The sequence below is a fragment of the Streptomyces sp. ITFR-21 genome (assembly GCF_031844685.1).
Lineage (GTDB): Bacteria > Actinomycetota > Actinomycetes > Streptomycetales > Streptomycetaceae > Actinacidiphila.
This window is the reverse complement of the sequence record NZ_CP134605.1, coordinates 1119106-1131570: the sequence shown is the minus strand read 5'-3', so window position 1 is coordinate 1131570 and position 12465 is coordinate 1119106. Positions and strand designations below refer to the sequence as shown.

Annotated in this window: 13 protein-coding genes; 11 read left to right on the top strand and 2 right to left on the bottom strand. The window is 74.7% G+C overall.

Annotation, left to right across the window (positions count from 1 at the left end):
• Positions 1–121 precede the first annotated feature (121 nt).
• From RLT57_RS05110 to RLT57_RS05085, 6 genes are all read left to right on the top strand, one after another.
• Positions 122–769, top strand: coding sequence for a class II aldolase/adducin family protein (locus RLT57_RS05110; RefSeq protein ID WP_399128064.1), 648 nt, complete (start codon positions 122–124; stop codon positions 767–769).
• A gap of 237 nt (positions 770–1006) precedes the next feature.
• Positions 1007–2122: an alpha/beta hydrolase gene (locus tag RLT57_RS05105; RefSeq protein ID WP_311296160.1), complete on the top strand. Its 1116-nt coding sequence runs from the start codon at positions 1007–1009 to the stop codon at positions 2120–2122.
• A gap of 65 nt (positions 2123–2187) precedes the next feature.
• Entirely contained in the window at positions 2188–3567 is a 1380-nt protein-coding gene (locus tag RLT57_RS05100) for a hypothetical protein (RefSeq protein ID WP_311296159.1), read from the top strand.
• 174 nt (positions 3568–3741) lie between these two features.
• Entirely contained in the window at positions 3742–5340 is a 1599-nt protein-coding gene (locus RLT57_RS05095; protein WP_311296158.1) for an ABC-F family ATP-binding cassette domain-containing protein, read from the top strand.
• Between the two features lie 390 nt (positions 5341–5730).
• Complete coding sequence (locus RLT57_RS05090; protein ID WP_177246478.1) at positions 5731–5952, top strand: helix-turn-helix domain-containing protein; 222 nt, start codon at positions 5731–5733, stop codon at positions 5950–5952.
• Positions 5953–6035: 83 nt separating this feature from the next.
• Positions 6036–6827, top strand: a complete 792-nt coding sequence (locus tag RLT57_RS05085) for an enoyl-CoA hydratase/isomerase family protein (protein WP_311296157.1) — start codon at positions 6036–6038, stop codon at positions 6825–6827.
• Between the two features lie 27 nt (positions 6828–6854).
• On the opposite strand, the gene RLT57_RS05080 is transcribed toward RLT57_RS05085, so the two are convergent.
• Positions 6855–7598, bottom strand: coding sequence for a nucleopolyhedrovirus P10 family protein (locus RLT57_RS05080; protein ID WP_311300580.1), 744 nt, complete (start codon positions 7596–7598; stop codon positions 6855–6857).
• Between the two features lie 139 nt (positions 7599–7737).
• On the opposite strand from RLT57_RS05080, the gene RLT57_RS05075 reads away from it, so the two are divergent.
• The 5 genes from RLT57_RS05075 to amaP all read left to right on the top strand — a co-directional run bounded on the left by RLT57_RS05075 (position 7738) and on the right by amaP (position 10173).
• On the top strand, positions 7738–8241 hold the full coding sequence (locus RLT57_RS05075; RefSeq protein WP_311296156.1) for an Asp23/Gls24 family envelope stress response protein: 504 nt from the start codon (positions 7738–7740) through the stop codon (positions 8239–8241).
• Between the two features lie 69 nt (positions 8242–8310).
• Positions 8311–8505: a hypothetical protein gene (locus RLT57_RS05070; RefSeq protein ID WP_311296155.1), complete on the top strand. Its 195-nt coding sequence runs from the start codon at positions 8311–8313 to the stop codon at positions 8503–8505.
• Positions 8505–8879: an Asp23/Gls24 family envelope stress response protein gene (locus RLT57_RS05065; protein WP_311296154.1), complete on the top strand. Its 375-nt coding sequence runs from the start codon at positions 8505–8507 to the stop codon at positions 8877–8879. Before RLT57_RS05070 ends, RLT57_RS05065 begins: the two co-directional genes overlap by 1 nt.
• A complete protein-coding gene (locus RLT57_RS05060) occupies positions 8876–9565 on the top strand; it encodes a DUF6286 domain-containing protein (RefSeq protein WP_311296153.1) in 690 nt (229 codons plus the stop codon). The genes RLT57_RS05065 and RLT57_RS05060 overlap by 4 nt, the downstream gene beginning before the upstream one ends.
• Positions 9566–9576: 11 nt before the next feature.
• On the top strand, positions 9577–10173 hold the full coding sequence (gene amaP / locus RLT57_RS05055) for an alkaline shock response membrane anchor protein AmaP (protein ID WP_311296152.1): 597 nt from the start codon (positions 9577–9579) through the stop codon (positions 10171–10173).
• Between the two features lie 141 nt (positions 10174–10314).
• On the opposite strand, the gene RLT57_RS05050 is transcribed toward amaP, so the two are convergent.
• The gene (locus tag RLT57_RS05050) at positions 10315–12111 is read right to left on the bottom strand and encodes a glycoside hydrolase family 15 protein (RefSeq protein WP_311296151.1); all 1797 of its coding nucleotides are present in this window, start codon (positions 12109–12111) and stop codon (positions 10315–10317) included.
• Between the last annotated feature and the right edge of the window lie 354 nt (positions 12112–12465).

Below are 12465 nucleotides of genomic sequence, written 5' to 3'. Positions count from 1 at the left end.
CGAGGGGGCCGGGCGGCGGCGCCGGGCGGCCAGGGGCGGCGTGCGATGGCCGGTGGCGGCGTTCCACCGCGCATAATGCCTCTGCGGCAGCGGACACAGCCACGACCCAAGGGGGCCGACAGTGCGGGACGCGGTGGAGCAAGCCTGGTCGGACGTGGTGGAGACGGCCCGCCGGAGCGTCGCGGACGGCCTGGTCGTCGGCACCTCGGGCAATGTGTCGGCCCGGGTGGGCGACCTGGTGCTGATCACCCCGACCGGCGTCCCGTACCACCGCCTCGGCCCCGACGACGCGGTCGCCGTGGACCTCGACGGGCACCAGGTGCGCGGTGGGCTGCGGCCCAGCAGCGAACTCCCGACGCACCTGGCCGTCTACCGGGAGACACCGGCCCGCGCGATCGTGCACACCCACGCGCCCTACGCCACCGCCGTGTCCGCGCTGGTGGACAAGCTGCCCAACATCCACTACGCGGCCGGTGCGATGGGCGGCCAGATCCATGTCGCCCGCTACGAGCTCTACGGCACCGAGGAGCTCGCCCGCGCGGTGCTCAGGGCGCTGCGCGACCGCACCGGCTGCCTGATGCGCAACCACGGCACGCTGGTGTACGGCGACTCGCTCGACCAGGCGTACGACCACACCGCGCAGCTGGAGTGGATGTGCCGGGTGTGGCTGATGGCCCGGTCCGCCACCGACACCGGCTCCCCCCGCACTCTCTCCCAGCGCGACATGTCCCGGGCCACGGAGAAGCTCAAGGGCTACGGCCGGCCCTGAGGCCCCGGTACGGGCGTCGAGCCGCCCGGCATCCGCGGCGAGTGCCCCCGGCGCCGCCGCCCGCCCCGGCCCGGCCCCCGACTCCGCATCCGCGCCCTGCCCGGACCGCTGCCCCGGCCGGCCGGCGCCGCCGCGCCGGACACGGTCCATCAGGGCCTCCTGCCCCGGATCCGGCCGCGTCACCCGACTGCCGCCGCCCCCTGGCAGGGCCGCCGCCGACCGCCCACACTGGGACGGATGCGCCTACGAATCGCGGTCGCCGTGGCCGCCACCGCCCTGGTGGGTGCCGGTACCGCCGCGCTGGCGGCGGGCCGGTACGGTTCCGCCTTCGCCCTCAAGCCCTCGGTCGCCGGGCCCGCGCCCGGCGGTCTGGTCCGGGTCCGCGGGCTGACCCGCGACCAGGTCGTGCTCGGCCGCACCGAGGAGTCCGCCCGGCCCGGTGTGTACGGTCTGGCCGGCGTCGGCGTGCACGCCACCGTCGGCCGGGTGGTGGACGGGGACAGCCGTACCGTCACCCGCCGGCTGCTGCGGGTGGACAAGGGCGCGCTCGGTGTCGACTCCTTCGTCCGGGTGACGCCACAGGTCTATACCGGTGATCCGGGCAGCGCGCTGGCACTGGAGTACGAGGAACTCGCCGTGGCGGGCGAACTCGGCCCGCTGCCCGCTTGGTTCGTGCCCGCCGCCCGTGACACCTGGGTGATCGCCGTGCACGGCGTCGGCGCCACCCGCGAGGACACCCTGAACCTGCTGCCCACCCTGCACCGCCTCGGCTTCCCCGTACTCGTCCCCTCCTACCGCAACGACCCCGGCGCCCCCGCCTCCCCGGACCGGCTCGGCCACCTCGGCGACACCGAGTGGGCCGACCTGGACGCGGCGATCCGCCACGCGGCCGCCCACGGCGCCGCCCGGATCGTCCTCTACGGCTGGTCGACCGGCGCCACCATGGCGCTGCGCGCCCTCCAGCAGTCGGCCGCACGCGACCGGGTGGCCGGACTCGTACTGGACTCCCCGGTGCTCGACCTGCGCGCGACGCTACGGGCCGCGGTCGCCCGGCACCGGCTGCCCGCCGTGCTCACCCCGCTCGCGGTGCGCGCCGCCGAGGGCCGCGCCGGACTGCGCGCGGCCCGGGTCGACGAGGCCGCCGACCCCGACCGGCTGACCGTGCCCACCCTCCTCGTCCACGGGCCCGACGACACCTTCGCCTCCTGGGACGCCACCCGGTGGCTCGCCGCGCGGCGCCCCGAACTCGTCACTCTGCACACCGTCCCCGGCGCCCCGCACGCCGCCATGTGGAACGTCGACCCCGACGGTTACGAGGAGACCCTGCGCCGCTTCCTGACCCCGCTCATGTGAGCGACCTTTGCGGGACGGAGCGGTCCCGTTTGGGATTCCGGGCCCTGAGCGGCGAGACTGCTCCAGTGACGTCCCGTAGCCCGCGAGACACTCCGCTCCGCATCGTCCCCCGCCGGCCGCTCACCGCCGCCCGCCGGACCGCCACGACGCGCAGGCCCAGACCTCCGCGCCCGCCCGAGGGCACGCCCTCGGTCCCCGACCTCGCCCGGCTCGCCCGAGCGGAGCTCGCCGACGCCGTCCGGCTCGCCCGCTGGGCCGGCACCGGTCCCGGCACCGCGGGCCCGACCGGGATACTCGACGACGAGACCCTCAAGGAGGGGGCGCGGGCACTCGACCTGACACCGGGCCAGATCCGTGCCGCGTGGGACCGCGCCCGGCTGGCCGGCCTGATCGAACTGCACGGCGGCGCCGCCCGCCCCGGCTGGCGGCTGCGCGCGTGGGACAACGACGACACGGCGGTGCTCCGGGGCTGGGTCGCGCTCTTCGACGCCTGGTCGCTGGCCCACCCCTTCCTGCCCGGCCCCGCCGGGGCGCAGCCGGGCCCCGACCCCTCGCTGGTCGCCGAAGTCATCGAGGCCGCGCCGCAGCTGCTGTCCTTCCTGCACCTGTCCAACGGGCCGGTGCCGATCGACACCCTGCTGGACCTGCTGCGCCAGCGCGTCGCCGAACTGCGCTCCGAGCGGCACGAACCGCCCACCGACGGCGCGCACGACCCGCTGCCCGCGCTGCTGGAGTGGACGCTGGACGCCGTCGGCCTGGTCGGGGCGCTGCGCCCGCGCGACCCGCGCCGCCCGGACGAGGTGGCACTGACCGAGCTGGGCAGCTGGGCGGTCTGGGTCAAGCTGGAGCAGATCTGCGTGGCCGCCCAAGGGCCGGCCGGCCACATGGAGCAGTCCGCCGAGACGATGCTGCGCGCCTGCGCGGGCCTGTCCCCCGGACCGGCCCGCGCCGAGTACCGCGCCTGGCTGGCGGCCCGCCCGGTCGGTCCGGCCGTCGCCGAACTGCTGGACACCGCCCGCGGCGACGACGCCCTGCTGCGCGGCCTGGCCTTCGAGGCGCTGCGTGTGGTCGGCGACCCGGCCGAGGCCGTGGTGCGCGCCGTGGTGGACGAGCCGGTGCTGCGGCCGTACGCGGTGCTGTGGCTCGCCGAACTCGACGGCAGCGACCCCGACGACGCCACCGGGCTGCTCACCCGCGAGGAGGCCACCTGGCTGTGGGTGGACACCGCCGCCGCCGTCGCCGACCACGGTGAGGACCACCTGCTGGTGAGCCATCTGGAGACGGCCGTGCAGGGCTCGGTCCCCGGCCTGCTGGAGGAGGTCCGCAACGCCGGCCACCCGCGCACCGTGCAGGTCCTGGTCGCCCTCGCGGCGGCCCACCCCGACCCCGCGGTGGCCAAGGCGATGCGCCGGGCGGCGTTCCAGGTGCACACCGGGGAGGCCTGAGACGGCCGTCGCTCCGCGTCGGACCGGGCGTCAGGGCGCCGTCGACCGGGTGTGCGGAACGTGCTTGCCACACCCCAGTAGACTGGCCGCATGGCAGTTTTCCTCCTCGATTAGCCGCGGCGTGCGACCTCGACGCCCCCTGACCGTCGTCCCGTCCCGTCCAGGAGCTCTTCCGTGATCACTGCCTCCGCCGTCGAACTGCGCGCCGGCGCCCGCGTCCTCATCGAGTCCGCCTCCTTCCGCGTCGCCAAGGGCGACCGCATCGGCCTGGTCGGCCGCAACGGAGCCGGCAAGACCACCCTCACCAAGGTGCTGGCCGGCGAGGGCCAGCCCGCCGCCGGCACCGTCACCCGCAGTGGTGAGGTCGGCTACCTTCCGCAGGACCCGCGCACCGGCGACCTGGAGACCGTCGCCAGCGACCGGATCCTGTCCGCCCGCGGCCTCGACACCGTCCTGCGCAAGATGCGGGAGAACGAGGAGCGGATGGCCAACGGAAAAGGCGCCACCCAGGAAAACGCGATGAAGAAATACTCGCGGCTGGAAACGGAATTCCTCACCAAGGGCGGGTACGCCGCCGAGGCGGAGGCGGCCACCATCGCCGCCGCGCTGGGCCTGCCCGACCGGGTGCTCGGCCAGCAGCTGCACACCCTGTCCGGCGGCCAGCGGCGCCGGGTGGAGCTGGCCCGCATCCTGTTCTCCGACGCCGACACGCTGCTGCTCGACGAGCCGACCAACCACCTGGACGCGGACTCCATCGCCTGGCTGCGCGACTACCTGAAGACGTACCGCGGCGGTTTCATCGTCATCTCCCACGACGTGAACCTCATCGAGACGGTCGTCAACAAGGTCTTCTACCTCGACGCCAACCGCTCCCAGATCGACGTCTACAACATGGGCTGGAAGCTTTACCAGCAGCAGCGGGAAGCCGACGAGAAGCGCCGCAGGCGGGAGCGGGCGAATGCCGAGAAGAAGGCCGCCGCGCTGAATTCCCAGGCCGACAAGATGCGCGCCAAGGCCACGAAGACGGTCGCCGCGCAGAACATGGCGCGCCGCGCGGAGAAGCTGCTGTCGGGCCTGGAGGCGGTCCGGCAGTCGGACAAGGTCGCCAAGCTGCGCTTCCCGGACCCCGCGCCCTGCGGCAAGACCCCGCTGGTGGCGAGCGGCCTGTCGAAGTCCTACGGCTCGCTGGAGATCTTCACCGACGTCGACCTGGCCATCGACCGCGGCTCCCGCGTGGTCATCCTGGGGCTCAACGGCGCCGGCAAGACCACGCTGCTGCGGCTGCTGGCCGGGGTGGAGAAGGCCGACACCGGCGAGGTCACCCCCGGCCACGGCCTCAAGCTCGGCTACTACGCGCAGGAGCACGAGACGCTGGACCCGGAGCGGACGGTGCTGGAGAACATGCGGTCCGCCGCGCCCGACACCGACCTGGTCGAGATCCGCAGGATCCTGGGCTCGTTCCTGTTCTCCGGCGACGACGTCGACAAGCCGGCGGGTGTGCTGTCCGGCGGCGAGAAGACCCGGCTGGCGCTGGCCGCGCTGGTGTCCTCCAGCGCCAACGTGCTGCTGCTGGACGAGCCGACCAACAACCTCGACCCGGCCAGCCGCGAGGAGATCCTCGGCGCGCTGCACACCTTCACCGGCGCGGTGGTCCTGGTGACGCACGACGAGGGCGCGGTGGAGGCGCTCCAGCCGGAGCGGATCATCCTGCTGCCGGACGGCGTGGAGGACCTGTGGGGCCAGGACTACGTCGACCTGGTCGCGCTCGCCTGAGCGCCCGAGCGCCCGGACGGTCCCCGGGGCGTCGGCGCCCCGGGGATCACGCCGGTTCGATCATTCGGCCCATCGTTGATCCGTCATCTGCATGAGCCCGGCTGGTACCGGCGTCCTGGACGCCCGGCGGCGGCCGGGCCGCGCGGTGATCAGTGGTGTGACGTCGGCAAACTCCTTACGAACCACGGCTGACCTGCCCGTATTCCCCACAGCCCCATCTTCGGCCGGAATTTGCCCGGCACGAATTGGTCGCCGGCCGCCTTCCACGGGCGCTATCACGGCATTCACCGGGCGAATGTCGGGTGATGGACCTTGTCGAATGGGTGGCCAGGAACGCCCTTAGGGGTGATCATGAGAGTTCCATAGCGCACTTCCCTAGAGGAGGCACGGGTGGCCGAGACTCTGAAGAAGGGCAGCCGGGTGACCGGCGCCGCGCGCGAGAAGCTCGCGGCAGACCTGAAGAAGAAGTACGACTCCGGTGCGAGCATCCGGGCGCTGGCCGAGGAAACAGGCCGGTCCTATGGATTCGTGCACCGGATGCTCAGCGAGTCCGGCGTGACCCTGCGCGGACGCGGCGGGGCGACACGGGGCAAGAAGGCCACCGCGGCCTGATCCCGGGAGGGGCCGGGCGCGTCCGCCGGACCCCGGTGGTTACTCTTCGGTAATCATGTCCGTGGTCCGCTCGGAGGTTCCCGATGCCCGAAGACAACACCCTGCTCGAACGCGACGGGGTGCGGCTCACCGTCGACGACTCCGTCGCTTACGTGACCTTGTGCAATCCGGCCAAGCGCAACGCGCAGTCGCCCGCCCTGTGGCGGGCGCTGACCGAGGCGGGACGGCTGGTGCCCGGCCAGGTGCGGATCGTGGTGCTGCGCGGGGAAGGGATCTCCTTCTCCGCGGGGCTCGACCGACAGGCGTTCACGCCCGAGGGCTTCGACGGCGAGCCCTCGTTCCTGGACCTCGCCCGGGGCTCGGAGGCGGAGCTCGACGCGGTCATCACCGAGTACCAGGAGGCGTTCACCTGGTGGCGGCGCACCGACATCATCACGGTCGCCGCTGTCCAGGGTCATGCCATCGGCGCCGGCTTCCAACTGGCCCTCGCCTGCGACCTGCGGATCTGCGCGGACGACGCGCAGTTCGCGATGCGCGAACCCAGCCTCGGCCTGGTCCCCGACCTTACCGGCACCAAGCCGCTGGTGGAACTCCTCGGCTACGCCCGCGCCCTTGAGCTGTGCGCCACCGGCCGCTTCGTGCACGCCGAGGAGGCCGGCCGGACCGGCCTGGCCAACCTCGTCGTCCCCGCCGCCGAACTCGGCGCCGCCGTCGCCGACCTGACCGCCGCGCTGCTGGCCGCCCCCCGCGACGCCGTCAACGAGACCAAGAGCCTGCTGCGCGGCGCCCTGACCCGCACCGAGCCCCAGCAGTACGCGGCCGAGCGCGCGGCCCAGGGCCGCCGGCTGCGCGACCTGGCGGGGCTGGGGGAGTAGCCGACGGCCCCGTGCGGCCCGCGGCGGTCAGCCCGCCGCCGTCACCACCACCGCCGCGGCCACCGCTCCCGGCGCCCCGGGACCGGCGGCCGCGGTGACGGCCGCGGCCACCGCCCGCGCGACGGCCAGCGCCACGTAGCCGGGCGCGACGGCGATCCGCACCTGCACGTGACGGGCCGTCGGAGCGTCCGCGGGGACGTCGCGGACCCTGACCCCCGGACCGAGGCCCGTCGGCCGTCTGCTGAGGCGCTGGACGCCGGGAACGGCCAGTGCCGCGGCGCCGACCGCCGCCGCCGGGCCGGACCGCGCGGACACCGGGCCCTCCTCCGGGTCCGGCACGACGACCCCTTCGAGCACCTCGGCCGCCGCCGGCGCCGCCGGCCCGTCCGGCAGCAGCCCGGTGATCCGCAGGTCCACCGCCGTCACGGCCAGCCCGAGACCGGCCGTCGCCGCGTCCCACAGGGTGTCCCGCAGCCGCTGGGCGGTCAGCGGCAGCGGCTCGTCCGCCGCCGCCTCGAAGGCCGCCTCCACCCGTACCGGCCGATGCGGCAGCGCGCCCACCGGGGCCGCCGCCGGGACATCGGCCACCTCCCAGTCGACAAGGTGCACCCCGGCCTCCCGTAGCCGCACCCCGGGCAGCCCGTCGGCCGCCCGCCGCAGCACCAGCACAGCGGCGCTCTCGGTGATCCACGCCGTGTCCCCCGGCCCGCCCAGGGGAAGCAGCCGTCCCAGAGCGGTCTGCTCCCGTACGGTCCGGGTCAGTCGGTCCATGGTCACCAGGTGCCACCCTTCCGTGGCCGACCACCCTTCTGGGGGCCGGCGGTACCCTTCGGCCGCATCCCGAGCGCACTTCGGGGCACGTCCACCTAGTGTGGGACACGGAGCAGCGCAGACGGAGGGACGACTCGCGATGACGGACGCACAGCACGGCAGGCCGGAGACGGACGGATCGTCATATCCGGCCGAGGGACGGACACTGGAGAAAAGCGCGGTCGGAGCCGCCGGCCGCAAGGCCCTCGGCGACCCCGCCACCCGCGGCCGGACCACCATCGCCGACGGCGTGGTGGAGAAGATCGCCGGGCTCGCCGCCCGGGACGTGGTGGGGGTGCACGCCATGGGCACCGGCCTGTCCCGTACCTTCGGCGCGGTCCGCGACCGGGTGCCGGGCGGCCGGACCTCGGTGAGCCGCGGGGTCAAGGCCGAGGTCGGCGAGGTGCAGACCGCGCTGGACCTCGACATCGTGGTCGAGTACGGCGTCTCCATCGTGGAGGTCGCCCGCGCGGTGCGGGAGAACGTGATCGCCGCGGTGGAGCGGATGACCGGCCTGGAAGTGGTCGAGGTCAACGTCGCCGTCGGCGACGTGAAACTGCCCGACGAGGACGACGAGGACGACCGTGAGACACGGGTCCAGTAACGCGAACGGCATCGACGGCGCCGCACGGCACGTGCGGCCGGGCAGGAACAAGGGGACGGAGAGCTCGGGATGAACATGGCGGTGATCGGCCTGGTCGTCGGAATGGCACTCGGCTTCGCCGGATACTTCGGCGGGTTCGGGGCCTTCCTGCTGGTGGCGGCGCTGGGCGCGGTCGGCTTCGTGGTGGGGAAGTTCATCGACGGCGACCTCGAACCGGGAGAGTTCTTCCGGTCCCGGGACCGTGACCGCGAGCGGCGGCGCTGATGGCGGCACCGGCCGTTCCCGCGCAGCTGCCGCCGGCGGACCGCGGGTCGCTGCGGATCGCGGACCGGGTGATCGCCAGGATCGCCGCCCACGCGGCCACCGAGGTGCTCGCCACCGCGCCCGGCGCGGAACTGGTGCCGCCTGAGGCCGCACCGCACGCCACGGTGTCGGTCCGCCGCAACACCGCCCGGCTGCGGCTCACCCTCGAACTCGGCTACCCCGCCGACCTGGGCTCGGTGAGCGCGTCGGTCCGCCGCCACGTCACCGGCCGGGTCGAGGCGATGACCGGTATGGCGGTCCCCGAGGTGGCCGTCGAGATCGAGCGGCTGCACTCGGCGACCGCCCGCCGCAATGAGGAGGGGAGGGTGCGGTGAGCGACACCACTGCGGCTCCGGAGCCCGGCCCGGACAGCGGGCCGGGCCGGGCGCCGGGCACCGCGGTCGGCCCGGACCGGCCGGCCGGACCCGCCGGCAGCCTCCGCTACCCGGCCGCCGCCGGCGAGCGCGACGCGGCCCGCGTCAAGCGCTTCTGGTCCGGCCGCCGGATCCCCGCCGCGATCACCGCCGCCGCGGTCCTCGCGCTGTCCGGACTGTTCCTCTACGACGTGGCGTCGGTCCGCGCCGACCGCAAGGCCATGAGCTGGCGGCACACCCTCGCCGACCAACTCGCCACCCGGCACCTGGACAACGTCTGGATCATCGTCGGAGCCGCGGTGTGCGCGGTGGTCGGCCTGTGGCTGCTGGCGCTCGCGCTCACCCCCGGTGAGCGCGGGGTGCTGCCGATGGCCCGGCGCGGCCCGTCCGGCGTGCGGGCCGGCCTCGACCGGCACGCGGCCGAACTCGTCCTGCGCGACCGGGCGATGGAGGTCTCCGGCGTCCGCTGGGCCCAGGTGGCCGTCGGCCGCCGCCGGATCAGGGCCCGCGCCACCTCGCACTTCCGCGAACTGGACGACGTACGGGCGGACCTGTCCGCGGCCCTGGAGCAGGCGGTCCGGCAGCTCGGCCTGGCCAGACCACCCCACCTGCGGCTGCGCGTCCAGCGCGCCGAGAAGAAGGCGTGAGGAGAAGGCCGATGCGCACCACGGTCAACCGGGTCCTGCTCGCCGTCACCGGCCTGGTGCTGCTGGCACTGGGCCTGGCCGTCCTGATCGGCGGCCTGGACCTGCAACGCCACTGGGACTTCACGCTGCCCTCCGCGTGGCCGTTCACCGGCCCCAAGGACGTCCTGCTCACGGCCCACGACCGGACCCGCTACCGCTCGCACGACTGGTGGTGGCCGGTGGTCATCGCGGCCCTCGGCGTGGTCTTCCTGGTCGCCCTGTGGTGGCTGCTGGCCCAGGCCCGCACCAAGCGGCTGCGGCAGCTGGCCGTCGACAGCGGCGACGGCCAGGGCGCGCAGATCCGAGGCCGGGCGCTGGAGAGCGTGCTGACCGCCGAGTCGGAGGCGTACGACGGCGTGGAGTGGGCCGGCGCGACGCTCGTCGCGCGGCGCGGCACCCCCAGCGCCCGGCTCGTCCTCGGCCTGGCCCCGCACGCCACCCCGCAGGACGTCGTCGCCGGCCTGGACGGGGAGGTGCTGGCCCACGCCCGCGCCTCGGCCGGGCTGGACGAACTCCCCGCCGAGGCGCGGCTGCGGGCGGTCCGGCACCGCGCCCGGCGGGTCAGCTGAGCCCTTCGGGCGCCTCTCCGCCACCGGCCTTCCGCCGCCGCCCGCGGCCTTTCCGCCGCCGCCCGCCGCCCGCCGCCCGGACGCGGCGCGGGCGCGGTCCCGGTCCGCCGGCCGCCGGCGCACCGCCTCGCCCGAAGGCGGTCAACTGGTCGCGATCCGGCCCCGGGACCCGGACAGGGTGAGCGCGGTGTTCACCAGCCCGACATGGCTGAACGCCTGCGGGAAGTTGCCGAGCTGACGGCCCGCCACCGGGTCCCACTCCTCGGCCAGCAGCCCCACGTCGTTGCGCACCGCCAGCAGCCGCTCGAACAGTTCCACCGCCTCGTCCTCGCGGCCGGTGACATGCAGGGCGTCCGCCAGCCAGAACGAGCAGGCCAGGAACGCGCCCTCGGTGCCCGGCAGCCCGTCCACCGCCCCGGCCCGCGGGGAGTAGCGGCGGACGAAGCCGCCGTGGTCCAGCTCCTCGCGCACCGCCGCCACCGTGCCCAGCACCCGCCGGTCGGTCGGCGGCAGGAAACCCACCTGCGGGATCAGCAGCGTCGCCGCGTCCAGCTCGGCGGAGCCGTACGACTGGGTGAAGGTGTTGCGCACCGGGTCGTAGCCCTTCTCGCAGACCTCGGCGTGCACCTGCGCCCGCATCGAACGCCACCGGTCCACATCGCCCTTGAGCCGGGGATGCGCCTGGACGGTACGCACCGCCCGGTCGGCGGCCACCCACGCCATCACCTTGGAGTGCACGAAGTGCCGCCGCCCGCCGCGTACCTCCCACAGGCCCTCGTCCGGCTCGCGCCACTTGGACTCCAGGAAGTCCATCAGGGCCCGCTGCAGGCTCCAGGCGTGCGCCACGTCGTCCAGGCCGCGCTGCCGGGCCAGGTGCAGGCAGTCCAGCACCTCGCCGTACACGTCGAGCTGGAGCTGGCCGGCGGCGGCGTTGCCGACCCGCACCGGCGCGGAGCCCTCGTAGCCCGCCAGCCACGGCACCTCGTACTCCGGCAGCCGCCGCTCGCCCGAGATGCCGTACATGATCTGCAGATCCGCCGGGTCCCCGGCCACCGCCCGCAGCAGCCAGTCCCGCCATGCGTGCGCCTCCTGCAGGAAGCCGCCGGAGATCAGCGCGTTCAGCGTGAGGGCGGCGTCCCGCAGCCAGCAGTAGCGGTAGTCCCAGTTGCGCACCCCGCCGATCTCCTCCGGCAGCGAGGTCGTCGCGGCGGCGGCGATCGCACCGGTGGGCGCGTAGGTCAGCGCCTTCAGGGTGATCATCGAACGCAGCACCGCGGACCGCCAGGGGCCCTCGTAGACGCACCGCGCCGACCAGGCGTCCCAGTCGTCCAGGCAGTGCCGGAGCGCCTGGTACGGGTCCTCCGCCCGGCGCGGCAGCTTCTCGTGCGAGGGGTGCCAGGTCAGTATGAACGCGACCTTCTCGCCCGCGGCGACCGTGAAGTCGGCGTACGTGCGCATGTTCCGGCCGTACATCAGCACGGCGGGCTCGGCGCGCAGCCACACCGAGTCCGGTCCGGCGACCGCCACCCGGTAGCCGTCGGTGTGGCGCACCCACGGCACCACGCTGCCGTAGTCGAAGCGCAGCGCCAGCTCGCCGCGCATCACGACCTCGCCGGCCACCCCCTCCACGATCCGGATCAGGTCGGGCGCGTGGTCGCGCTGCGGCATGAAGTCGGTGACCTTCACGGTGCCGGTCGGGGTCTGCCAGAACGTGTCGAGGACCAGGGTGTCGCCGCGGTAGCTGCGCCGGGCGCACCGCTTGGCGCCGCGCGGCGCGAGCCGCCAGCGGCCGTTGTCCGGGTCGCCGAGCAGCGCGGCGAAGCAGGCGGCGGAGTCGAAGCGCGGCAGGCACAGCCAGTCGATGGAGCCGTCCGGGCCCACCAGGGCGGCGGTCTGCAGATCGCCGATGATCGCGTAGTCCTCGATGGGTCCTGGCACGTTCCGCCTCGCCGCCTTCGTCGGGGCCGGTCCCGCCGGCCGGCCGGTGGTCAGACGTCCCAGCGTGCACGCCGGATGATCGGAGCGCCAGTGCCACGTTCCCCCCGATCCCGACGGCACCTTCGCGCCGAGCGGCGATGACCCCGGGGCTCGGCACGCCCCCGCCACCGCTGCGGCGCTCCTGTCGTGTCCGGCCCTTCGGCCGGTGGTGGGTTGCGCGCGCGGTTCCCCGCGCCCCTGGTGTGTTGCCGTCGGCGGTATGGACGCGGCTTTGGTGGTTGGGGTGCCTGTGGGTCGGCCGGCAGCCCGTCAGGGGCGCGGGGAACCACGCGATGGGCCTCGACGGGGGCGCGG

Coding starts and splice junctions, on each gene's coding strand:
- RLT57_RS05105 (WP_311296160.1), top strand. CDS start 1,007: ATGCGCCTACGAATCGCGGTCGCCGTGGCCGCCACCGCCCTGGTGGGT.
- RLT57_RS05065 (WP_311296154.1), top strand. CDS start 8,505: ATGGCGGCACCGGCCGTTCCCGCGCAGCTGCCGCCGGCGGACCGCGGG.
- RLT57_RS05080 (WP_311300580.1), bottom strand. CDS start 7,598: ATGGACCGACTGACCCGGACCGTACGGGAGCAGACCGCTCTGGGACGG.
- RLT57_RS05070 (WP_311296155.1), top strand. CDS start 8,311: ATGAACATGGCGGTGATCGGCCTGGTCGTCGGAATGGCACTCGGCTTC.
- amaP (WP_311296152.1), top strand. CDS start 9,577: ATGCGCACCACGGTCAACCGGGTCCTGCTCGCCGTCACCGGCCTGGTG.
- RLT57_RS05085 (WP_311296157.1), top strand. CDS start 6,036: ATGCCCGAAGACAACACCCTGCTCGAACGCGACGGGGTGCGGCTCACC.
- RLT57_RS05075 (WP_311296156.1), top strand. CDS start 7,738: ATGACGGACGCACAGCACGGCAGGCCGGAGACGGACGGATCGTCATAT.